The organism is Bacillus sp. AFS077874, from assembly GCF_002566505.1.
GTDB lineage: Bacteria > Bacillota > Bacilli > Bacillales > Bacillaceae_G > Gottfriedia.
On the sequence record NZ_NUYF01000010.1, the window covers coordinates 147,813 to 168,919 of the forward strand.

A 21,107-nucleotide genomic window follows, 5' to 3' on the forward strand; every position below is an offset into this window, starting at 1 on the left:
AAATTTCCACCTCTATTATTGACTGACTGAATGCTCATTCGTTTTATACTCAAGTATACCATCATTTCGTTCATTTAAACTAATAAAACCTAAGTTTTCCAGGTAGTCTAATTGACCAATTGTTTCAGACAAAGTAAGTGAAAGTTGTTTTTGATAAACCTTTGGAAATAACATTTGGCAAACTTCATAAGCAGTTAACGGTTGTTTTTTAATCATTTCATATACTTTTTCAGATCTAGCTTTTTGCTTTTCTAATCTACTTTTTACTAACCCTTTAATATCTGTAACTGGTTCACCATGACCAGTATATAATTTTGTAATCGGAAGTTCCGCTATTCTTTTTAAAGAGTGATTGTATTGTAATAATGGTTTTACACGTTCGGTTTCACCATTTAATGGGGGCTCAATAATTGGGTTTGACGAAACTTTATCTAATAATAAATCTCCACCGAATGTAATGCCATCATCCTCACTGAATAAAGAAATGTGAGAAGTTGCATGACCAGGTGTGTACAATACTTTCAACCCAAAAATACTATCAATTTGATCGCCTTCATCTATCGTATGAGTTAAAGAACGAATACTAGTATATGGCATTTTCTCTGTTGTACGTGGCATTCTTTGTACATATTCTTGTGGTACACCGTATAATAGTGCATTTTCAATAAAGTACTCATTATAGTAATTTAGGAATGATTGTTCCTGAGTTAAATACGGAATATTTCGTTCATGGCCTAAAATCTTCACATCTTCATTGAACTCTTCTAATAATCCTGCATGGTCTGGATGATGATGAGTTAAAATGACCTGTTCAATATCTTCTAATTTATACCCTATTTTATCTAATTCACTTTTAAGTGCATCTAATGTATCTGGCGTATTCGTTCCTGTATCAATTAAAGTCAATAAATCTCCTTCAACTAAAAAAACATTTACTGTATTCATTGCATAAGGTACCGGGAGTGTAATTTGGTGAATCTTATCTTCAGGGATCATGTTAATTCCTCCTTATCTGAATCTTCTTACAGTTAATTCTAATATACATTTAAAAAAATACAAACAAAGATGATTAGAATTTTACATTAATGTAATACCAGAACCTAGAAAGTACTGTGAACACGGGGATCGAAAAAGGTATTAATCGTTACAAAACTAAAAAAATTTCCCAATTACTTCTTTTCTGCTTAAAACTTTGCCTTCATCTAAAAATTATTTAAAAATATTTTTAAAAAATGATATAAAAGTAACTAGGAATATAGCTTTTATTTCTCTAATATAAATATCTATTACAATAGAGGTGAGGTGAATGTAATGTTTCTAGGAAAAGTTGCGTTTATTGGTGCAGGTAGTATCGCAGAAGCATTAATTGCAGGATTAATTGATAGTGGGTATATTGAGAGTGATCAAATTGCAATCACTAATAGGAGTGATTTAGAACGTTTAGATAGTTTACATACAAAATATGGTGTATTAGCTACTACTAACCGTCAGCTAGCAATCTCTGGTTCAAGTGTAGTTTTTTTAGCGATGAAGCCTAAAGATGTTACAATCGCTCTTGATCAAATTAAAAGTTTTTTCAATGAAAAACAATTAATTATTTCATTAGTAGCAGGTGTTACAATTAGTACACTTAAACAGTTATTAGGAAATGAAAATCTGAATATTGTTCGAGCAATGCCAACTACGTCTTCACTCGTAAGAAAATCTGCTACAGCACTTGCTTATCCAGATGAAGTTCCTTATGAAAAAGTGCAAACAGCAAAAAAATTATTTGAGCGTGTCGGTATTGTCGCTAAAGTTGAAGAAGACGAATTACATGCTATGACTGGATTATTTGGTAGTGGTCCAGCCTATATATATTATGTCATCGAACAATTTGAACGAGCTGCAATGGCACTAGGGATCCATCGTGATATTGCCAAGCCATTTATTCAACAAACTTTAATGGGTTCGATTTCAATGCTTCAAGAAACGAATAAATCTCCATTAACATTGAGGAAGAAAGTTACTAGCCCAAATGGCACTACTCAAGCTGGAATCTCTGTTCTTGAAGACCGTGAAGTTGCTAATTCATTTTTAAATTGCTTTATTGAAGCAACTGTTCGATCACGTGAGATTCAAGAGGAGTATGAAAAAATTAATAAAATTTAATCAGCTTGTCATGACTCTCTTCTTTAGGTAATAAAATGATACAGGTAACTGTGTTGTCCTAAGGGGGAGAGTTTTCTGATGAAAATAACAAACAGTAGAGTATTACGAGCAAGTATTAAGCGTATTCTCATCACAATTGCTTTAATCGTTACACTAGTTTTAATTGTTGGCTTTCTAACAATCAGTTATGTTGTTGGTAATTCAATGGTAGAAGCAAAAGGCAAACCACTTAGCTACCCTCAAAAAGTATCAACTCTCCTACTATTAAAATTCGATTCATTAAAGAAAAATAAAGAATCAAATCATGAAGTACATAAAAAGCTAAATTAAGGGTTTAACTAAGTCCAAGCCTATCAAACTAGCATCAAAAATTAAAAATCAAATTAAAAATATGCTTATAAAAAAAGAGCAAGGGACTGTATAATGATCCCCTTGCTCTTCTTTTTAATCATTTTTGAGTAGCATGACTTGTTGCAACTTCTTCATGCATAATATGAAACTCTTTTTTAATAATATCTTTTTTCAACTTAATATAATCGTCTTCACTAATAGTTGGTGGTAGCGTAATTAAAACTCTTCGATAAACCGAATCACTATCTAGTGTAATACAGCTCTTCAAATTAGAATATTTATTTACAAGCTTAGCTAATCTTGCTAATGCACCTTCATGTTCCATCGTACTAACAGTTAATGAATAACCGCCGTCCTTCAGTCCCCATGCTTCTTCTAATAATTCAAAAACTGTTTTATGCGTTAAAATTCCTACAAATTCATTTAAATCATTTACTACTGCTAAATATGGAAAACGTTTAATCGTAAAGAATACTTTGAAAAATGGTGAATCCTCCTGAATTGGTGGACATTCTTTGCGCACAAAATCATTTACTGTCTTGCCTTGCAAAGAATCGTTATCTACTAAATACTCAGCTAAATCAACACGATAAAGATTCCCAACATACTCTTTATCATTTTCACTTAAAACTGGAATACATCGATATTTTGTTTTCTTTAAAAGATCCCATGCAAACTGTGCCTCAGTTGAAACCATACAATGAACTACATCATGTTTTTTTACGATATTACCCTTAATTCTCAATAATAACCCTACTTTCAAAATTTATTTTACTAATCATTCTTAATTTTTCTATTTTAAAAACACATATACAAAAATTACAACTCCATCAAGTCGCATGTTTTAATTAAAAGCACTGTTAACATAAGTAGAATCGATTCAAGCCCCTCATCCCAAAGATTGAAACTCTACAAACCTCCTTATACGCCCCTTAAATGTAGGATCTTTATTTATGTGGGAATCTTACGGATCTTACGTTAATAAATAACAATGTCTTTTAAAACCATCTCGAAGCCTTTCATAATTAATTCGCCCTTTCTCAAAATGTACCTTTTTTGTTTCACAAACTAATTCAAAATTTTCAAATAATTGAACAATACTATTTAAAGTCAACATCATATCTATATTTTTAAAAGAGAAATTTATTCCAAAATAATCAAAGAAAAGACAAAAGAATGGGTTCATGAAGAACTTAAAATGCTTTTTCTTGTCATTTACTTCCTCATAACGGGTTCATGAGAGTACTTAAATTGCTTTTTCTTGTATTTTACTTCCTCATAACGGGTTCATGAGGTACTATAATTGCCTTTTCTTGTATTTTACTTCCTCATAACGGTTTCATGAGGTACTATAATTGCCTTTTCTTGTATTTTACTTCCTCATAACGGGTTCATGAGGTACTTATATTGCCTTTTCTTCTAATTTATTTCCTCATAACAGGTTCATGAGGTACTTATATTGCCTTTTCTTCTAATTTACTTCCTCTTAACGGGTTCATGAGGTACTTATATTACCTTTTCTTCCAATTTACTTCCTCATAACAGGTTCATGAGGTACTTATATTGCCTTTTCTTCTATTTTACTTACTCATAACAGATTCATGAGGTACTTAATTTGCTTTTTCTCTGTACCTCCTTATAAAAGGTTCATAAGTAACTTAAATTACTTTTTCTTGAGAATTACTTACTCATAACATCCTGTAGTGGAAATCCACCTCACTCATCTACTTCTCAGTGAAAAAAAATGAAATTAGTTGAATTGTTCCATTTTAAATCCACACAAAAAAAGAAGAGATAGGTGATCTCTTCTTCTCGAAAACGATTATGCTTCTTGCTTTACTTTATTTGTTAATTCTTTTTTTAATAAGTCAATTTTGTAATCAAATGATTGAAGATCAAATTCTGAACGAACTCTTAGCTCTAAATCACGAATTTGTTTTTCAAAGTAGTTGAAGTCAATTGATGGCATTTTACTATTAAGTAAATGGTGAGTTTCATTTATTTTTTTTGTCGCGTGAGCCATGTTTTGGCGAGACATTAAGTCATATTTTTTCGTATGAAGCTCTTTTAACTTTTTTTCAATTTGATTAACTTGCTCATGCATAAAGCTAATTTCTTCTTCTGTTTTAGCGATTAACGTAACAAACTTTTCAGCTTGTTCTTTATAAAAAGCTAGATCTTCAGTTGCACGTTTGATTAACTCTTCAGCTCCAGCTTCATTTGCAACCTTTAATTGTTCTTCACGTTTTTGCACCATTTGAAGTGCTCCCTCACGTTCGACCTGGAATTTCGTACGTAATGAGTAATGTCTTTCAAGTAATCCCCTTACTTTTCCTAATTCACTTTCAGATTGTTTAATGAAGTAATTCAATTGTGAGATAGGATTTTGTTGTTCTTTCTCATCTAATAAGCCATGTAAATCCGCTGAGATTTGATTTTTAATACGAGTAAATAAGTTTTTCATAGTCATACACTCCTCTTATTTTATAGGGTTGAAATTTTCATCATAAATATTAAATTCATCATCTTTAAGTTTTTTTTGATTTTTATAATCTTTATATAGGTAATAAAGCAAAATTGCTGCTGCTGCACCTATTAAAGAAGGAAGACCACTTATTGCAATCGATAATCCGATTAATCCAATAATTGTCCAGATGATTTTCATTAAAATCGAATCTGTTTTCATAAACTTTTTAAAACTGAAATATGTGATTACTAACCCAAGTGCTAAAGTAATCAAGCCACCTAAATTCGCTAAAGCAACTCCAATTAATATTAGTACGAGGATAAAAGTTAAGAACTTCTTCATGACCTCGTCGCCTCCTTTCAACTTATACTCTTATCTTATACAAGTTTTTATATTGGAATAATGGCCTGAGGAATGGTTTTATATCAGACTTAAGAAGTAGAAAAGCCAGACAAACAAAAAACCAGATCAATTTGGATAATCCATTGATCTGGTTTTGACTAAAAATTAGGAAGTTTAACTCCTGCTTTTAATTGTAATAGTTGTGATACCGTTACAAACTGATAACCTTGCTTTTGAAGAGCTGGTAAGATTTGTTTCAGTGCTTCGATAGTTTGACTACGGTCCCCGCCGTGATCATGAAAAAGAACAATATCTCCTTTTCTAGTATCTTTTAATACATTTGATACGATTTTATATACTCCAGGATTTTGCCAATCAAATGTATCCTGATGCCATGACCACATAACAGTTAAATAGCCAAGATCATGCACTGTATTTATCGAACGCTCACTATAGTAACCAAATGGTGGTCTAAATAATACTGGTTCGACATGAGTTGCAGCTATAATTGCATCATGAGTTTTATGTAATTGATCTCTTATTTGATCATCAGTTAAATACTGAAGTCTAGCATGCGTATATGTATGATTCGCAACTTCATGACCTTCTTCTATTTCTCTCATTACAACTTCAGGAAATTTCGCAACTCTCTCACCGACTAAAAAAAATGTTGCTTTAGCATTATACTTCTTTAACAAATCTAAAACTTCTGGAGTATATTCATCATTCGGCCCATCATCAAATGTAATTGCTATTACTTTCTCTTTTACAGGTACCTCCCAAATAGCAGTACCTTGCTTTTCGTAGTAATATCGATTTTTACTTTCAGCTGATGCATTAATAGAACTGTAAAAAATAGATTGGAAACAAAAAATAAATAAAAGGATAACTTTTAATTGTTTCAAAGCCATGACCTTCCTTTTACGCAGAATACTTATATCATGTCTCTAAACTATTCTTTTATGTACACATCTCAACTTTTTAAAAGCTCTGCATCTTAACTGAAAATTTCAATCGTGAAAATTAATCATTTCTTGTGATTTCGTATTCATCAAAATCATTCGCTATATATGTATGATCAAAGATTTCACGTGCTTCATCTAATAATTTTTTTGAAGCTTCCCCTTGATATCTTGCACTTATATGTGTTAAATAGAGTGTTTTAATTTCCTCACATTTAGCAACAGTTGCAATTTGAGTACTTGTAGTATGGAAATAATCATATGCATGAGCTGTTTCATCGTCTGCAAAGGTTGATTCATGTACTAATACATCCATACCTCTTGCAAGCAAATTACTTTTATCAGTTATACGAGTATCCCCTGCTATTGCAATGCGTCGACCTTTTTTTGAAGGCCCAATAAAATCCTTACCATTTAAAATTCTTCCATCCTCTAACGTTACTGTTTTCCCTTCTTTTAGGAATTTATAAACTGGCCCTGGTTTTACACCAATTTTCTTTAATTCCTCTACGTTCAATTCCCCAGGTAAATCCTTTTCAATAATTTGATAACCAAATGATTGAATTCCATGTTCAAGCTCTACTGCTTGAACAATAAATTGGTCATCTTCAAAAACGATCCCTTCAGAAGTTTCAACATAATGAATCGGATATTTCAAATAAGTACCACTAATTTTAAAGCTAGTCTCTACATAATCCTTTAACCCTTTAGGTCCATAAATTGTTAATAAATCTTCTCCACCTAAAAAAGTTCGACTACTTAATAATCCAGGTAATCCAAAGATATGATCGCCATGGCAATGAGTAATAAAAATTTTCTCGATTCGTCTTGGCCGAATTGTCGTATGTAATATTTGATGCTGTGTTGCTTCACCACAATCGAAAAGCCAAGTCGCTCCTCTTTCCTCTAAAAGCTGTAATGCAATACTTGTTACATTCCTACCTTTTGATGGCATTCCTGCTCCCGTTCCTAAAAATACAAGCTTCACGTTAATGCCTCCATCTTAATCATTTCTAATTGTTACAGTACCACTTGTATATTAAATTGCCAACACTTTAAAGAATGATTTATGAATTGATTGGGAAATTTACACAATAGAGCTTAGTTTTTTAAAAATAATAAATGGAGGAAAACAATGCGAAGACGTTTTTTCCAAATCGCCACTGTCTCACTAATTGCTAGCCTTACTTTAACCAGCTGTGCTAATCGAAATAATAATATAAGTGCATCGGAGAAAGAAAAAGAAAATGATTTTAAGATTGGAATTGTTATGGGTAAAACTGAAATTCACGATAAAGGATTTAACCAAGCAGTTTGGGATGGAATTATAGAAACTGGAAAGAAACATGGTTGGAAGGAAAATAAAAATTATGTAAAAACTGATGCACCAAACGACAAAGCAGCAAAAAAAGAATTAATGAAGTATGCAAAGAAAAAATATGATTTAACATTTGGAATAGGCTATTCATTTCAAAAAGCCATCTCTGAAGTTGCGAGTAAAGAAAAAAAATCTGACTTTGTCATAATTGATGGGATTGTTGAAAGACCAAATGTCGTAAGTGTTACCTATCGTGATGAGCAATCAGCATTCCTCGCTGGTATTGCAGCAGCGATGAACACTAAAACGCATAAGATTGGATTTATCGGTGGTACAAAAGATCCATTTATAAAAAGATTTGAATACGGATTTAAAGCAGGTGTTATGTCAGTCGATCCAAAAATAAAAGTATTGACTGAATTTGCAAATTCATATGATAAACCTGCAGAGGGAAGTAAATTAGCAAAGTCCCTATACAATGATAAAGGTGTAGATATAATTTTCCAAGTAGCAGGAAAAACAGGATTAGGTGTATTTACTGAAGCTAAAAAATTAAAGAAAAATGGTAAAAAAGTTTGGGTAATTGGTGTTGATCGGGATCAATATAAACAAGGATTACCTGAAAATGTCACCTTAACATCAGCAATTAAACGAATAGATAAAGGCGTAGATGAAGTAATTAAAAAGAAATTAAAAGGGAACTTTCAAGGCGGACGCATTTTGAGATGGGGCATTAAAGAAAATGGCGTTGACCTTGCAAAAACAGATAAGAATTTAAATAAAGACACAAAAGAACAAGTTGATTTATATAAAGCAAATATAAGAACAGGGCATATCGAAGTACCAGAAACAAAAAAGGATTTTGATAACTTCTCTCCTACAAAACCTGAAAAAGCAGAAATTAAAAAGAAAAAAGTAAAAATTGGTAAATAAAAAATTCTTGTCCAATTATATGAATATTCTGCATATAGTATAGTACCAACAAAAAAAGTTAGGTGTGATACTATGTCAATTCGAGATTTCATATTACTCTTCTATTGTTTTATCATCTTTTTATCTGTACCAATTGGGTATAGATATGCTTCAAAGAAAACAAAAGAGACTGGACAATTTTTACCGTATTTAGTAGTATCGCTTGCCATAGTTTTAGCAGACGGTATCCTTTCTATTTTAGTTTGGTCACTTTTTACATCACAAATGGATACATTCATGTATATAGGTGGATTACTTACTGGAATGATTTTCACATCAATCTGTGGTCTATTACTACTATCCGTTTTACTTTTAAGAAGAAAATATTTTTTAAACGCATTTGTTGATCTGAACACTGCTAGAATCGGAACGAATCCACCACCTGATGATCAAACAACCAATGATATAAAGAAATAGAGCTCTCATGCTCTATTTCTTTTTTACTTGAAAATCAGTTATTCCATATAAAAATTTCGTAATTCGAAGCTAATAAATTGAGATTTAGTTCTAATATTGTTTATACTTTCTTTAATCGATTTAGGAGGTTTCATAATGAAAGTTACAATTTATTCGGACTATGTATGTCCGTTTTGCTATTTAGGAAAAAAACCACTTGAGGACGCTATGAAAGAAGTTAGCGACGTAGAGCTTGTATGGAAACCATTCCAATTAAGACCTGAGGGAGCTGAACCTTTAAGTCCAAATAGTTCTTATATTCAACAAGGATGGAAATTCGGTGTTCAACCACTTGCACAAAAACTCGGTGTAGAGATGATTTTACCAACTATGGATCCTCATCCTTCAACTAAAAAAGCTCACAGAGGCTTTTTATTCGCTGAAGAAAATGGAAAAGGTGCTGAATATGCACAAGCGGTTTTGGCAGACTTTTGGACAGAAGGCAAAGAAATTGGTGATGTAAACGTACTTGCAGATATCGCTGAAAAACTTGGCTTAGACCGTTCTCAATTCATAGAAGCTGTTTCAAATTCTAAGTATGACTCATCGATCCAAAACCCTAATTTTATTAATGCAGTACCAACATTTATAATTGGTGATCAAGTTTTACAAGGTGTTCAAAGTAAAGAGGCATTTATTCAAGCTTTAAACAACCAAAAACTTGTTGAGCAGTCTTCATTAAGCTGCGACATTGATGGAAACTGTTAATACTCTTTAATCAAAAAGGATATCTCTTAAGTTTGTTTAACTTACTAACTTATTGGACATCCTTTTTAATTTTAATAAATCAAGTGGGATAAACAATTTTTTAATTCATTATTTTGCTGATCGTTTTTTGGTTCGTTCTTAATCAAGAACAAATAGGAATAACAAATCATTTCCCAGCTACTTTAACTTGACTCCAATCGATAACAAACGGATTACCAGTTAAATTTTTTCTTACTTCAGTAACAATACTCATTTGCTTTACAACTTCTGATTGAATTAATTTTTCTCCATCCCCACTACCATCATAATACAACGGCTTCTTCTCCATGATGTCACCTCCATTACTTACCAATGAATTATATTCTCTTTCTGTGTCGAAAACCCCTTTTTGAAATTGGTAATTCGCAAAACTTTTTACTCAAAAAATTATTTTTAATGAGCAATTTGTAATACTTCAATTCTCTTATGCAAAGAACATGATACCTATTTCTTTAATTATTTAATTTTTCTTACTATAATTACAATATAAATCTATTTTGAAAGGTGTTTTTCTCATGATAAAAGTTGGTATTATTGGTCTTGGTGCAATTGGCCAAAGATTAATTCCTTTATTTTCAAACAACCAAGAAACAAAAATAGTAGCAATATGTGACACTTTAGAAGAAAAAGTTCAAGAAACAAGTAGCCAATTAGAATCAGTTTTAACCTTTACAAATCATCTTGAGATGCTTGAAAATGCTGAACTTGATCTCGTTTATGTGACTGTACCTCCAAAATATCACTATTCGGTAGTATCTGATGTAATCGCAAAAGGAATTAATGTGCTTTGTGAAAAGCCTTTGGCAAATTCAACAGAGGAAGCTCTAGGACTTTATACTCAAGCTAAAGAAAAAGGTATTTTTCATGCTATGAACTTTCCATTAAACTATAATGTTGGTAGTAAGTCTTTTGCTAGCCTTATAAAATCCGGATATGTTGGTGACTTAAGAAGAATCGAATTAAAGATGCGTTTTCCAAATTGGCCGAGACTATGGCAACAAAATGAATGGGTTGCTACTAAAGAACAAGGAGGTTATGTATTAGAGGTTGGTGTGCATTATATTCAACAAATTCAAAAGATTTTTGGTAACATGAAAGTCAATACGAAACATATGCAATATCCCGCTGACCCTATTGCTTCCGAAAATGGAATTATCGCCTTTTTAGAATTAGAAGATGGCACTCCTGTATTAATAGATGGCTTAAACCAAATTGCAGGTGAAGAAGAAATTAAATTTACAGCATATGGTTCGGAAGGAACTCTTTCTTTAGTAAATTGGGCTAGTTTAGAAGGAGGAAAAATCGGCGAGCCAATTAGGCAAATTGAAGCCGATCAAACTTTAGCTGATTCATTAATTGACAAATTAGTAAAGGCTCTAAAAGGTGAAGAAGCTACAATCATAGATTTCTCTGAAGGCTACAAAGCACAAGTAGTTTTAGAAGCATTAAGAGGATAAATCCCTACATAAAAGAAAAAGGTGCTCTCTTTAGGAAGCACCTTTTTTTACGCTTATAATAATCGGATTTATTTTACCGGAATCCAAATTTCAGTATAATAATCTTCACTAAATGGATTTCCTTCCGGATAAAGTTCAAATTCAGGGATGCCTGCATGTGAATAGCCGCTTGAAGGAAACCATTCCGAAAAAATCTTCTTCCATGCCGATTGCATTGCATGTGGCATTGCTCCGTGAACACCAAATACAGCCCATTTTGATGCAGGAATTTCATGATGATAAAAACCTTCTGGTACATCTCCTTCATATGCGGTTGCAATCCAATATTCTAGTAGATTTTTTGATTTTTGCTCTTCGCTCATCATACACACACCTAAAACACCTTTAATGTCACCGTTGTTCATTTCGTACAAACGATCACTCGTACCATTTTCATTAACCTCATCCCACATTTTAGGAATCAGTTGCTGTTGTTGATCATTCAAATAAGAAAACTCTTTTTTCACGCCAACTACTTGAAAAGCACTTTTTTCAACAATATTAAATTGCATTGGTTCTGCTCCCTTCAAACTCACCTGAATAACAAGGCGGTTATATGACTTTAGATTTCCAATAAACTTTCTTGCTTCACTTGGTGTTACACCATGCTGTCTTCTAAACGCTTTTGCAAAAGCCTCAGGAGAGTCATACCTATATTTCAAGGCTATGTCAATTATTTTATGATCAGTAGTTGTTAATTCATTGGCCGCTAGCGTCAATCTTCTTCGCCTTATATATTCAGCTATATTAATATCAGTTAAAATTGAAAATGTTCGCTGAAAATGAAAAACAGATGAATTAGCTTGTTTAGAAATTTCTTCAATCGTTAACTCGTTTAATAAATTGTCTTCAATATAATCAATTGCCTTTTGTAAAGATTCAACCCAAGCCATATGACTCCTCCCTTATTTACATCCTAACAAGTTAAAATTATTGAGTCCTGTCTTTTTATGCTCTTTTGTGACAGATAATAGTCAATTAGCCCCTTTTCGATCAGCCATTGCTAAAATGATAACCGTACTTATTATACATAGGCTACCGATCCAGTCTATCATTTCAAAATTTACTCTTAACCAAATGACTGATAGTACAGCTGCTGATAATGGTTCCACACATGCAAGTAAGCTAGATTCAGAAGCATTAATATACTTTAAACTCTCTAAATAGCAATAGAAGGCAATTAACGTCCCAAAAATAACAATAAAAATGACTGCGAAATATGCATTCATCGACCAATGACCTTGGAAATTAAAAGGTGAATGTATGAAGCTAAAACAAATTCCACCGATTAGCATTCCCCAACCTACTACGATTGTCGACCCAAATTTTTTTAAAAGATTTTGAGGCTGTATTGAATAGAATGCTAAAGCAAAAGCGGAAGTAAGTCCCCAAAACAATGCCCATCCAGTAATAGACAATCCTTTAATCGTTCCATGTGTTACCAATAAAAATGTCCCTGCAAGCGCTAAAATGACAGCCAGTACTTCTTTTCTATTGGGTACCTTTTTGAAACGCATTGCCAAATAGCATGTAATAATGACAGGTGCCAAATATTGTAAAATTGTCGCCGTAGCAGCATTTGAAGCTTTTATTGCGGCGAAGTATGTATATTGAACTGCTAACATCCCAAGAATACTAAATAACAATAAACTTAAGACATCCTTCTTATCCTTCCAAATTTCTGTTATATTTCTTTTTTCTTTCAGACTAGCAAAAATTAATAGGATGATTCCTGAATACAATAATCGAATAACTACTAACCATTCTGGACTAAAATGATTTCTTTGAAATACAAATTGTGCAACAGTTCCAGATATGCCCCATAATATTGCCGCAGTTAATACGAGAATAATTCCCTTCGTTCTAGAATTTGTTAAGGCAATCTTATCTGCACTCATTTTTACTCCCTCCACAAAAAACAACAAATTAAAATAAGGTAATAGAAAAATCGTACCTAACTATTCAGAATATATCAATCAAAAATCTATTAATTTTCTACCATTAGATTAATTGAGAAATTGTGATTAGAAATTGCTTAATTGGAAAAATTGAACATATACGATTTTGTATTAAATGATTTAGGAGACAAGTCTATGAATGAGTTATTTGAATGTATCATAGTAGGAGGAGGTTTCGCAGGTTTACAGGCATCAATTCAGCTTGGGCGATACCAAAGGAATGTACTCGTAATTGACTCAAATTATGGGCGCTCAACATTATGTAAAACATATCGTAATATATTAGGTTGGCCTAATAGTGTAAGTGGACAAGAGCTAAGACAACTAGGAAGAAAGCATGCTGAAGTCTATGGTGTATCATTCACCCAAGATAAAGTAATAAGTATACATAACGTAAACAATCAATTCTTAATAGAAACGAAAGCAGGAAAATCTTATTCTGCCAAAACAGTCTTACTCGCAACTGGACTAATTGATCGAATTCCTCAAATTAAAAATCTAGTCGATTGTCTTGGATCGACAATTTATGTTTGTCCAGACTGTGATGGATATGAAATTTTAAATAAAAGTGTTTTAATACTTGGATCTGGTAATACTGGTGCAAATCTCGCCATAACATTAGCTTATTGGTCAAAACAAATTACATATATTAATCACGAAGGACATGACCTTGATACCAAATTGAATGACCAACTACAGAAAATTGGAATTCACTATCGAAAAGAAAACATTAAAGAAGTACTTAAAGAAGACGATTCCACTTTTAAAGGCATTTGTTTACAAAGTGGTGAAAAAATTTATGGGGACCGAGCTTTTATTGGTTTTGGTGGAAATGAAGTACAAAATAATCTTGCTATCCAGTTAGGAGTAAATCTTTTAAATAATAAGCATGTTATTGTAGACCCACGAACAAAGGAGACGAATGTTCCAAATGTATGGGCAGCCGGCGATTTAGTAGCCCATTCTCAACAAGTCACAATAGCAATAGGCGATGGTACCCAAGCCGCTGTTTGGATTCAAAAAAGATTATTAGAAATGAGTGTAAAAGATTCATAAACAAATTACAAAGATAAGCGATTTGCCCCAACCCTATCCATTCTCTAACAAAGTTACTATTTAAGCTCAACAAAAAAAGTATTACATCATTTAATGAAGTAATACTTTTTTTCTGTTTTCATCTTAATAAATCGTTTTAGAAAAATACTTTTAATAAAGTATACATAGTGATGATTGCTAAAATAAACACTAAAATTGGTATTAATATTCGGATGAAAGTTGAGGGCATTCGATATCTTCTATAAGTATCCTCAATACAAATAATACATAGTAAATAGATTAATCCTGATATGATTGCTCTAGCTAAATCAAAATTCCCAAGTGATCTAATGGTGTGATTAACATGCTGAACATGCTGAAATATATAAAATTGTACAAGATTGAAAATTAAAAATAATAAAAAATAATAAAATACACTTAATATATAAGTACTAAATTTTATTTTTTCACGCTCAATATTTTCACGCTTTCTAATAAAGCGCTTCTTATGTCGCTCTTTCCTCGATATAAATTGTTCGTCCATTTTAGTACATCCTTAGTTTAAAAATTGAATTATTTAAATCAAATTCTTACCTATATTGTACATAAACATTCCATTATTTAAAAATTTATAATACTTCTCTATAAAATTTACATCAAACTACTTAATCATAAAAATAATTATACCAAATTTTGTTGAATACATTTACTATTTTTTTCCAAAAAAATATAAAAAAAGTGTACTTGGAATGAATCTAAGTACACTTTTTGGTTGAGCCTGATTTACACTACATAATATTGTTTTCCATGGGACATGAAAGTTGAGCCATCGCGTTGTTTTGACAAACGTACATAGGTACCTAGCCTTCGTGAATAACTTATAGGAAACTTAAGAGGATGACAACATCTCATAAACCTTTTATGAGTATGATATTTTCTTCTTTTCCCTGTTTTACTTCCTCATGAGTAACATTCACGAATTATGAGAAGGTGTACTTAGAACTAGAGTACACCTTCCCCGACTTATTTTTTATGTTGCGTGTAAATATGAATTGCATCTCTTAAAAATTCAGCAATTCCAGGTTGTTCCTTATCGTAATGTGCTTTAAAGCGTTCATCGTCTACATACATTTGGGCTAAGCCCGCGTGCGCTTCCTTACTATATTTGCTCCAATAAAATGTTAACCAATGTTTATGCAGATCAGCTGCTTTTTGTGCAATTTCACTTGATGGATCGCCCGTTTTAAATGCTTCAGCTAGTGTTTTTGCTAATTCTTCAGCAAGTCGCGTTACTTCTTTATGATCTTCTTCTGTCATATTCATTACTTTTTGATTTGCTTTATTAACAGCTTCATCTCCATATTTTTCACGTGCTTCTTTTCCATATTTCTTTTCATTTTCTTCGATCATATCTTTCTTAAAGCCTTCAAATTTTTCTTTATTTGACATTGTAATTCTCCCCTCTGTTAGAGCAATTGACTTTTCAACGTTTGTAATTAATAAATCCAATTGCTTTCTTTTATCAAGAAGCTGCTCACGATGCTCGGTTAACGCCTTGGCACTATTAAAATCAGGTGAAGTGATAATTTCTTTAATGTTTTCTAAATTCATACCTAGTTCTCTATAAAATAAGATTTGTTGCAAGCGATCTACTTCCGCTTGGCCATAAATCCGATATCCTGATGAGTTAATTCTTGCCGGCTTAAGAATTCCAATCTCATCATAATATCTTAAAGTCCTTGTGCTGATTCCTGCTAGAAGTCCAAGCTTTTGTACTGTATATTCCATTGCGACTACCTCCTGACATCATTACAATACACCTTTACGCAACGTTAAAGTCAATTCTATAATTTATATTTTTTAAGATTTTTTTTCGGAGTAACCTACATATTCCATAAACGATCGTTTGGCATCATTCTTTACAAGACATAAAAAAATCCCCTCTTCTTTAGGGGATTACATCGTATAGACAAACTACTAAATAATTATTTACCTGTAAATACTTTCACACCATTTATACCATCAAATGGTTTTCCACCAGGAGCGTGCAAATGACGAACTGCAAGTTTAAATCGCTTATTTGAAGGTATTTCTTGTTTAAAGGTTAACAAGAATGAATTGTTATCTCCTTGTACCTTTGTAATTGTAACTTGATTAGTTGATAAAGCGTTCCTTGCATTAAATTGACTTTTGCTTCCTAGAGATGCAATTCCGGTAGGGATTTTATCAGATAAACTTTGAATCCAATAAAATGATGCTTTTGTTCCTAAATTTAGATCAACTTGTGAATCAAAAGTTACTAGGATCTGATTTGTTGAAACCTGGAAAATATCAGCTAGATTAGGAATTTTAGTTACAGTTTGGTTTGGCTTATATCCTTCAATTCGCAGAAATTCCTTTTTGCTAGTTGCATTTACCTGCTTATTTCCTGGAAGAATAGAAGACATTACAATCAATAAAATCATAATCTTATAAAAAAATTTCATTATAATCTGCCTCCCTATATATATATAACAATTTTATAATTTGATGTTTTGGCAAAATATATACTTAGATTTTTTTTATTTTATCCGTTTTTAATCTTATAGTAGACTTGTCCTGGGTTTTACTACTTCTTTCGATCGAAAAAGAGACGCACTTTTATGTGAATAACGCTAATTAGATAAAAAAATTGATTTATATCTAAAATAGTGGCAAACTATCTATAAGACTTAAGAGAGAATTATAGGTGTAATTATGATTGAAATTAAAACTTCTACGTTGAGTGACGGTGAATTTAATCGAGGTGTCTTTGCAACACGTGATATTGCAAAAGGTGAACTGATACACGAGGCGCCAGTTATATCTTACCCGAACGAGGAACATGAGCATATCGAGAAAACTTTATTAGCAGACTATGCATTTGAATATGGTATTAATCATTCAGCTATTCTTCTAGGATACGGAATGCTATTCAACCATTCTTATGATGCAAATGCAACTTACGATATTAACTTTGATAATCACACATTTGATTTTTTCGCTTACAAAGACATTAAAGCTGGCGAAGAAATTTTGATTAACTATAATGGCGAAGTGGATAATATGGATCCTCTTTGGTTTAATAAAGATTATGAAGAAGTTATGAGCAAACAAAAAGAAGAAGAAGAAGAAAAAGAAAAAGAAACCAATTAATTGGTTTCTTTTTTATTTTTAAAGATTAATGGCACCATAAATTAATGCACCAAGTACTACAAAAGCCGGATGAATTTTAAATTTTTCCATTAAGAAAAATGTACAAACTGCAATAAAAATAACTTGGAATGCTCCAATATCATGAAATGAATCAGAAAAAGATTGATATGTAAGTAGGCCTAATAGTACTACAATTGTTGGTTTTACATATGCTGTCATTCTTTTCACTCGAATTGAGTCACGATTTTTATAAAGCAATCCAATTAGTAGAATCATAAGTAATAAAGAAGGGATTACCGTTGCAAAGACTGCTATAAAGGAACCAAGAATCCCTCCAATTTTGTATCCAATATAGCCAGCCATTTTAGTTGCGATCGGCCCTGGTAAGGCATTCCCCATGGCAAATGCTTCATGAAACTCTTGTTGAGTTAACCAATGATTTTGTGTAACAACATCATTTTGAATTAATGGGATGGTAGCCGGCCCCCCACCATATCCTAAAAGATTCGTTATAAGAAATGAAAGAAATAATTTCCAATAAATCATTCGTTTGTACTCCCCTTCCTCGTCTGATGGTCATTTGAGGAAGTTGCTCTCACTGGCTGGAAAATTGCAAATAGTAGTAAACTACCAATTATAATCGCTGGGTGTATGTGTAAAAATTGAATTAGAAACAAACCGACAACTAAATGAATTAATATTGTTGGTGTTTTCAATCCTTTTTTTGAACTTTGATAAAATTGCCATGTTAACACACCTAACATTACCCCTACAACAGGTACAATTGATTCCTTCATCCCATTAACCCATTTAATATCTTTAAAAGACGCTAAAGATGTTAAAAGTATAATCATTAAAAGGATTGTCGGTAAGATCGTTGCAATAATCGCATTAAGCATTCCGATTATGCCACCAATACGATAACCAATATAACCTGCTAATTTTGTATTGATTGGACCTGGGAGCATATTTCCTATAGCTAAAATTTCAGAAAACTCTTCGTCTTTCATCCATTTATACGTATCCACGACTTCTTTATAAACTAGAGGAATCGTAGATGGTCCCCCACCATATCCTAAAATACTACTTCGAAAAAAAGCGATGAATATTTCTAATTGTTTCATTAAATCAATTCCTTTTCATATTTACCAACTTGCTATACAACCGTCCGTTCTTGATTCAGTACCACCCATTAAAACGCCAGAGTCTTCATTTCTCCAAATAATTTGCCCTCGCCCGAAACTTCCAGTATCCTTTGCTACCTTAATTTCATGACCTTTAGCCTGTAACTCTTTTACAATCTCTTGAGGAAAATTAGGTTCAACTTCAACTATTTTCTCTTCAATCCATTGCCATCTTGGAGCATCTAAGGCTTCTTGGGGATTTAAATGAAAATCAATGCTATTCATGATTACTTGAACATGGCCTTGTGGCTGCATATAACCACCCATTACACCGAATGGTCCAATACCTTTATTATTTTTTGTTAAAAAAGCTGGAATAATCGTATGATATGATTTTTTTCCACCAATTAAAGCGTTGGCATGTTTTTCATTTAAGCTAAAATCACAACCTCTATTTTGCAATCCAATCCCAGTTCCAGGAATTACTATACCTGACCCAAAACCCATATAATTACTTTGAATAAAGGAGACCATATTTCCATCTCCATCAGCTGTTGCTAAATAAACAGTGCCTCCACTAGGCGGTCTTCCAGGTAATGGTGTATGTGCAGTTTCCGTGATCTCTAAAAAGCGTTCTTTTCCATATTGATCACTTAATAGACTTTCAACCGAAGTCTTCATAAACTTTCGATCTGTTACATATTCCTTTCCGCAAGCAAAAGCTAACTTCATTGCTTCAAATTGTTTATGATATGTAGTTACGTTCTCTTTGTCATCAAACTGTTCATTTTTCAACATATTTAAAGCCATCAGTGCGACAATTCCTTGACCATTAGGTGGAATTTCCCAAACATCATAGCCTCTGTAATTTATACTTATTGGATTTACCCATTCCGGTTTAAAAGACTCTAAATCTTCTTTTGTTAAAAAACCACCATATTCATTTGAAGAAGCAATAATTTTATCTGCAATTTCACCTTTATAAAAATCTTTACCATTTGTTTCGGCTATTTTTTCTAAAGTTATTGCATGATCCAGTGACGACCAAATTTCTCCTACTTCAGGAGCTCTTCCATTTGGAGCAAACGTATCAAACCAAGCAGCAAACTCCTCAGAGTTTAACTCCTTTTTGTATATTTCATAAGCCTTTTTCCAAAACTTACCTAATGTTGGTGAAATCGGAAAACCTTCACGAGCATATTCAATTGCCGGTTGCAGCACTTCATTTAACGAAAGTCTTCCAAACCGATTCGATAATTCTACCCAAGCAGCCGGAGCACCAGGGACAGTTATTGGAATCCAACCATATTTAGGCATTTTTTCATACCCTAAATTTTTTAATTTTTCAATTGATATATTTTTAGGTGCTGGTCCACTTGAATCTAAACCGTATAACTTTTCGTTCATCCAAACTAATGCAAATGCATCTCCACCAATACCGTTTGAAGTAGGCTCTACTACTGTAAGGCAAGCAGCTGTAGCGATTGCCGCATCTACTGCATTACCACCCTTTTTTAAAATATCTAGGCCCACTTGTGCAGCCAATGGTTGGGAAGTAGCGACCATTCCATTTCTAGCATACACCACATTACGATGTGATGAATAAACGTGTTCATTCGCTTTCATTTTTGTATACATACACTTTCCTCCTTGGCTGTTGGCAATAGAAAAATTAGATATAACTTAATCTTTAAATTCGACAATATTTTAGTATTCCCCTACTTAACTATCAATCTAAATAAAAGAATCTATTAGAATGAATGTCTAATTCAACTAAATCTCTTAAATTTGGTTATATACATTAGATGCTTGTCCATTTCAACTAAAGGCTACTTTGAATAGATTATCATTAGGAGGGATAAATTTCATGTTGAAACTTTATTTAGATCCAGGGCATGGTGGCTCTGATTCAGGTGCAGTAGGTAATGGATTAAAGGAAAAAGATCTAACTTTGGATATCGCTTTAAGAATAAGAGATTTATTGAATAACTATAATGACGTTGAGGTTAGAATGAGCAGATCTACAGATACTGATCGTTCTTTATCTGAACGTACTAACGATGCGAACTCATGGGGTGCTACCTACTTTTTATCTGTTCATATTAATTCATTTAATACATCAGCGTCTGGCTACGAGGATTATATATACGATGGTTTGTCAGATACGTCTACTTCAGCTCAATATCAAAACGTTTTACATCCAGAAATCGTAAAGGTAAATGGTCTAACTGATCGTGGTAAGAAAAAAGCTAATTTTCATGTATTACGTGAATCAAATATGCCAGCAATTCTGACTGAAAATGGATTCATAGATAATGCAAGTGATGCTGCAAAACTAAAAGACCCAAATTGGCGTCAAAAAGTAGCTCAAGGGCATGTAAATGGATTAGTAAAAGCATTTAACTTAACAGCTAAGGCTAAGTCTGAAATGCATAGAGTAATCGTAGACGGAGTACAGGTCGGTGCATATCAAGATGATCAAAATGTACTGAATGCAGTGGAACAATATCTTCCAACAGCAACTAAAATTATTATTGAGAAAGTTTAAACGGTT

At 32.5% G+C, this 21,107-nt stretch carries 24 protein-coding genes; 9 read left to right on the forward strand and 15 right to left on the reverse strand.

Annotation, left to right across the window (positions count from 1 at the left end):
• Positions 1–15 precede the first annotated feature (15 nt).
• Positions 16–996: an MBL fold metallo-hydrolase gene (locus tag COJ46_RS11980; protein WP_097974604.1), complete on the reverse strand. Its 981-nt coding sequence runs from the start codon at positions 994–996 to the stop codon at positions 16–18.
• 315 nt (positions 997–1,311) lie between these two features.
• On the opposite strand from COJ46_RS11980, the gene proC reads away from it, so the two are divergent.
• Positions 1,312–2,151 carry a pyrroline-5-carboxylate reductase gene (proC, locus tag COJ46_RS11985; protein ID WP_097974602.1) on the forward strand — a complete coding sequence of 280 codons (840 nt, stop codon included), beginning with the start codon at positions 1,312–1,314 and terminating at the stop codon, positions 2,149–2,151.
• A 78-nt stretch (positions 2,152–2,229) separates the two neighbouring features.
• On the forward strand, positions 2,230–2,481 hold the full coding sequence (locus COJ46_RS11990; RefSeq protein ID WP_097974601.1) for a hypothetical protein: 252 nt from the start codon (positions 2,230–2,232) through the stop codon (positions 2,479–2,481).
• Positions 2,482–2,599: 118 nt separating this feature from the next.
• On the opposite strand, the gene cbpA is transcribed toward COJ46_RS11990, so the two are convergent.
• From cbpA to rnz, 5 genes are all read right to left on the reverse strand, one after another.
• Complete coding sequence (cbpA, locus tag COJ46_RS11995) at positions 2,600–3,247, reverse strand: cyclic di-AMP binding protein CbpA (protein ID WP_025671671.1); 648 nt, start codon at positions 3,245–3,247, stop codon at positions 2,600–2,602.
• A 1,077-nt stretch (positions 3,248–4,324) separates the two neighbouring features.
• Positions 4,325–4,966, reverse strand: a complete 642-nt coding sequence (locus tag COJ46_RS12005; protein ID WP_069033441.1) for a PspA/IM30 family protein — start codon at positions 4,964–4,966, stop codon at positions 4,325–4,327.
• Between the two features lie 15 nt (positions 4,967–4,981).
• Positions 4,982–5,311: a lmo0954 family membrane protein gene (locus tag COJ46_RS12010; protein WP_097974594.1), complete on the reverse strand. Its 330-nt coding sequence runs from the start codon at positions 5,309–5,311 to the stop codon at positions 4,982–4,984.
• 158 nt (positions 5,312–5,469) lie between these two features.
• A complete protein-coding gene (locus COJ46_RS12015; protein WP_097974593.1) occupies positions 5,470–6,222 on the reverse strand; it encodes a polysaccharide deacetylase family protein in 753 nt (250 codons plus the stop codon).
• Between the two features lie 112 nt (positions 6,223–6,334).
• Positions 6,335–7,261 (reverse strand): ribonuclease Z, encoded by a 927-nt coding sequence (rnz, locus tag COJ46_RS12020; protein ID WP_098565961.1) that lies wholly within the window; start codon positions 7,259–7,261, stop codon positions 6,335–6,337.
• Between the two features lie 147 nt (positions 7,262–7,408).
• On the opposite strand from rnz, the gene COJ46_RS12025 reads away from it, so the two are divergent.
• From COJ46_RS12025 to COJ46_RS12035, 3 genes are all read left to right on the forward strand, one after another.
• Positions 7,409–8,524 carry a BMP family lipoprotein gene (locus COJ46_RS12025; RefSeq protein ID WP_098565962.1) on the forward strand — a complete coding sequence of 372 codons (1,116 nt, stop codon included), beginning with the start codon at positions 7,409–7,411 and terminating at the stop codon, positions 8,522–8,524.
• 72 nt (positions 8,525–8,596) lie between these two features.
• Entirely contained in the window at positions 8,597–8,980 is a 384-nt protein-coding gene (locus COJ46_RS12030; protein WP_098565963.1) for a hypothetical protein, read from the forward strand.
• A gap of 135 nt (positions 8,981–9,115) precedes the next feature.
• Positions 9,116–9,727 (forward strand): DsbA family oxidoreductase, encoded by a 612-nt coding sequence (locus tag COJ46_RS12035; RefSeq protein WP_098565964.1) that lies wholly within the window; start codon positions 9,116–9,118, stop codon positions 9,725–9,727.
• Positions 9,728–9,893: 166 nt separating this feature from the next.
• On the opposite strand, the gene COJ46_RS24160 is transcribed toward COJ46_RS12035, so the two are convergent.
• Positions 9,894–10,055, reverse strand: a complete 162-nt coding sequence (locus COJ46_RS24160; protein ID WP_176522467.1) for a hypothetical protein — start codon at positions 10,053–10,055, stop codon at positions 9,894–9,896.
• A 226-nt stretch (positions 10,056–10,281) separates the two neighbouring features.
• Here COJ46_RS24160 and COJ46_RS12040 point away from each other — a divergent pair, with 226 nt between their 5' ends.
• Positions 10,282–11,223, forward strand: a complete 942-nt coding sequence (locus COJ46_RS12040) for a Gfo/Idh/MocA family protein (RefSeq protein WP_098565965.1) — start codon at positions 10,282–10,284, stop codon at positions 11,221–11,223.
• Positions 11,224–11,291: 68 nt separating this feature from the next.
• Here the strand turns inward: COJ46_RS12040 and COJ46_RS12045 are convergent, their stop codons facing one another.
• Positions 11,292–12,155 carry an AraC family transcriptional regulator gene (locus tag COJ46_RS12045; RefSeq protein ID WP_098565966.1) on the reverse strand — a complete coding sequence of 288 codons (864 nt, stop codon included), beginning with the start codon at positions 12,153–12,155 and terminating at the stop codon, positions 11,292–11,294.
• An 81-nt stretch (positions 12,156–12,236) separates the two neighbouring features.
• A complete protein-coding gene (locus tag COJ46_RS12050) occupies positions 12,237–13,160 on the reverse strand; it encodes a DMT family transporter (protein WP_098565967.1) in 924 nt (307 codons plus the stop codon).
• Positions 13,161–13,355: 195 nt separating this feature from the next.
• Here COJ46_RS12050 and COJ46_RS12055 point away from each other — a divergent pair, with 195 nt between their 5' ends.
• Positions 13,356–14,276 (forward strand): NAD(P)/FAD-dependent oxidoreductase, encoded by a 921-nt coding sequence (locus COJ46_RS12055; protein ID WP_098565968.1) that lies wholly within the window; start codon positions 13,356–13,358, stop codon positions 14,274–14,276.
• A gap of 136 nt (positions 14,277–14,412) precedes the next feature.
• Here COJ46_RS12055 and COJ46_RS12060 read toward each other — a convergent pair whose 3' ends face one another.
• The 3 genes from COJ46_RS12060 to COJ46_RS12070 all read right to left on the reverse strand — a co-directional run bounded on the left by COJ46_RS12060 (position 14,413) and on the right by COJ46_RS12070 (position 16,741).
• Complete coding sequence (locus COJ46_RS12060; protein WP_097974577.1) at positions 14,413–14,799, reverse strand: hypothetical protein; 387 nt, start codon at positions 14,797–14,799, stop codon at positions 14,413–14,415.
• Positions 14,800–15,278: 479 nt separating this feature from the next.
• The gene (locus tag COJ46_RS12065) at positions 15,279–16,043 is read right to left on the reverse strand and encodes a MerR family transcriptional regulator (protein WP_097974575.1); all 765 of its coding nucleotides are present in this window, start codon (positions 16,041–16,043) and stop codon (positions 15,279–15,281) included.
• A gap of 197 nt (positions 16,044–16,240) precedes the next feature.
• Positions 16,241–16,741, reverse strand: coding sequence for a hypothetical protein (locus tag COJ46_RS12070; protein ID WP_097974573.1), 501 nt, complete (start codon positions 16,739–16,741; stop codon positions 16,241–16,243).
• 250 nt (positions 16,742–16,991) lie between these two features.
• On the opposite strand from COJ46_RS12070, the gene COJ46_RS12075 reads away from it, so the two are divergent.
• Positions 16,992–17,429 carry an SET domain-containing protein gene (locus tag COJ46_RS12075; RefSeq protein ID WP_098565969.1) on the forward strand — a complete coding sequence of 146 codons (438 nt, stop codon included), beginning with the start codon at positions 16,992–16,994 and terminating at the stop codon, positions 17,427–17,429.
• 18 nt (positions 17,430–17,447) lie between these two features.
• Here COJ46_RS12075 and COJ46_RS12080 read toward each other — a convergent pair whose 3' ends face one another.
• Genes COJ46_RS12080 through ggt form a run of 3 tightly spaced genes read right to left on the reverse strand, consistent with a single transcriptional unit; the run spans position 17,448 to position 20,191 of the window.
• Positions 17,448–17,975 carry a chromate transporter gene (locus tag COJ46_RS12080; protein ID WP_097974570.1) on the reverse strand — a complete coding sequence of 176 codons (528 nt, stop codon included), beginning with the start codon at positions 17,973–17,975 and terminating at the stop codon, positions 17,448–17,450.
• Entirely contained in the window at positions 17,972–18,553 is a 582-nt protein-coding gene (locus COJ46_RS12085) for a chromate transporter (protein ID WP_097974568.1), read from the reverse strand. Before COJ46_RS12085 ends, COJ46_RS12080 begins: the two co-directional genes overlap by 4 nt.
• Before the next feature lie 21 nt (positions 18,554–18,574).
• Complete coding sequence (gene ggt / locus COJ46_RS12090) at positions 18,575–20,191, reverse strand: gamma-glutamyltransferase (protein ID WP_286133475.1); 1,617 nt, start codon at positions 20,189–20,191, stop codon at positions 18,575–18,577.
• A gap of 229 nt (positions 20,192–20,420) precedes the next feature.
• Here ggt and COJ46_RS12095 point away from each other — a divergent pair, with 229 nt between their 5' ends.
• Complete coding sequence (locus tag COJ46_RS12095) at positions 20,421–21,101, forward strand: N-acetylmuramoyl-L-alanine amidase family protein (RefSeq protein ID WP_098565970.1); 681 nt, start codon at positions 20,421–20,423, stop codon at positions 21,099–21,101.
• Positions 21,102–21,107 lie beyond the last annotated feature (6 nt).

What these genes read in the sequence shown, in the direction of transcription:
- COJ46_RS11980 (WP_097974604.1), bottom strand. Translation starts at nt 996, where the DNA reads ATGATCCCTGAAGATAAGATTCACCAAATTACACTCCCGGTACCTTAT.
- COJ46_RS12040 (WP_098565965.1), top strand. Translation starts at nt 10,282, where the DNA reads ATGATAAAAGTTGGTATTATTGGTCTTGGTGCAATTGGCCAAAGATTA.
- COJ46_RS11990 (WP_097974601.1), top strand. Translation starts at nt 2,230, where the DNA reads ATGAAAATAACAAACAGTAGAGTATTACGAGCAAGTATTAAGCGTATT.
- COJ46_RS12075 (WP_098565969.1), top strand. Translation starts at nt 16,992, where the DNA reads ATGATTGAAATTAAAACTTCTACGTTGAGTGACGGTGAATTTAATCGA.
- COJ46_RS12035 (WP_098565964.1), top strand. Translation starts at nt 9,116, where the DNA reads ATGAAAGTTACAATTTATTCGGACTATGTATGTCCGTTTTGCTATTTA.
- COJ46_RS12025 (WP_098565962.1), top strand. Translation starts at nt 7,409, where the DNA reads ATGCGAAGACGTTTTTTCCAAATCGCCACTGTCTCACTAATTGCTAGC.
- COJ46_RS12010 (WP_097974594.1), bottom strand. Translation starts at nt 5,311, where the DNA reads ATGAAGAAGTTCTTAACTTTTATCCTCGTACTAATATTAATTGGAGTT.
- COJ46_RS12005 (WP_069033441.1), bottom strand. Translation starts at nt 4,966, where the DNA reads ATGAAAAACTTATTTACTCGTATTAAAAATCAAATCTCAGCGGATTTA.
- COJ46_RS12080 (WP_097974570.1), bottom strand. Translation starts at nt 17,975, where the DNA reads ATGATTTATTGGAAATTATTTCTTTCATTTCTTATAACGAATCTTTTA.
- COJ46_RS12045 (WP_098565966.1), bottom strand. Translation starts at nt 12,155, where the DNA reads ATGGCTTGGGTTGAATCTTTACAAAAGGCAATTGATTATATTGAAGAC.
- COJ46_RS12015 (WP_097974593.1), bottom strand. Translation starts at nt 6,222, where the DNA reads ATGGCTTTGAAACAATTAAAAGTTATCCTTTTATTTATTTTTTGTTTC.
- COJ46_RS12095 (WP_098565970.1), top strand. Translation starts at nt 20,421, where the DNA reads ATGTTGAAACTTTATTTAGATCCAGGGCATGGTGGCTCTGATTCAGGT.
- ggt (WP_286133475.1), bottom strand. Translation starts at nt 20,191, where the DNA reads ATGTATACAAAAATGAAAGCGAATGAACACGTTTATTCATCACATCGT.
- COJ46_RS12055 (WP_098565968.1), top strand. Translation starts at nt 13,356, where the DNA reads ATGAATGAGTTATTTGAATGTATCATAGTAGGAGGAGGTTTCGCAGGT.
- COJ46_RS12060 (WP_097974577.1), bottom strand. Translation starts at nt 14,799, where the DNA reads ATGGACGAACAATTTATATCGAGGAAAGAGCGACATAAGAAGCGCTTT.
- COJ46_RS12070 (WP_097974573.1), bottom strand. Translation starts at nt 16,741, where the DNA reads ATGAAATTTTTTTATAAGATTATGATTTTATTGATTGTAATGTCTTCT.
- COJ46_RS12085 (WP_097974568.1), bottom strand. Translation starts at nt 18,553, where the DNA reads ATGAAACAATTAGAAATATTCATCGCTTTTTTTCGAAGTAGTATTTTA.
- proC (WP_097974602.1), top strand. Translation starts at nt 1,312, where the DNA reads ATGTTTCTAGGAAAAGTTGCGTTTATTGGTGCAGGTAGTATCGCAGAA.
- COJ46_RS12065 (WP_097974575.1), bottom strand. Translation starts at nt 16,043, where the DNA reads ATGGAATATACAGTACAAAAGCTTGGACTTCTAGCAGGAATCAGCACA.
- COJ46_RS12030 (WP_098565963.1), top strand. Translation starts at nt 8,597, where the DNA reads ATGTCAATTCGAGATTTCATATTACTCTTCTATTGTTTTATCATCTTT.
- COJ46_RS24160 (WP_176522467.1), bottom strand. Translation starts at nt 10,055, where the DNA reads ATGGAGAAGAAGCCGTTGTATTATGATGGTAGTGGGGATGGAGAAAAA.
- COJ46_RS12050 (WP_098565967.1), bottom strand. Translation starts at nt 13,160, where the DNA reads ATGAGTGCAGATAAGATTGCCTTAACAAATTCTAGAACGAAGGGAATT.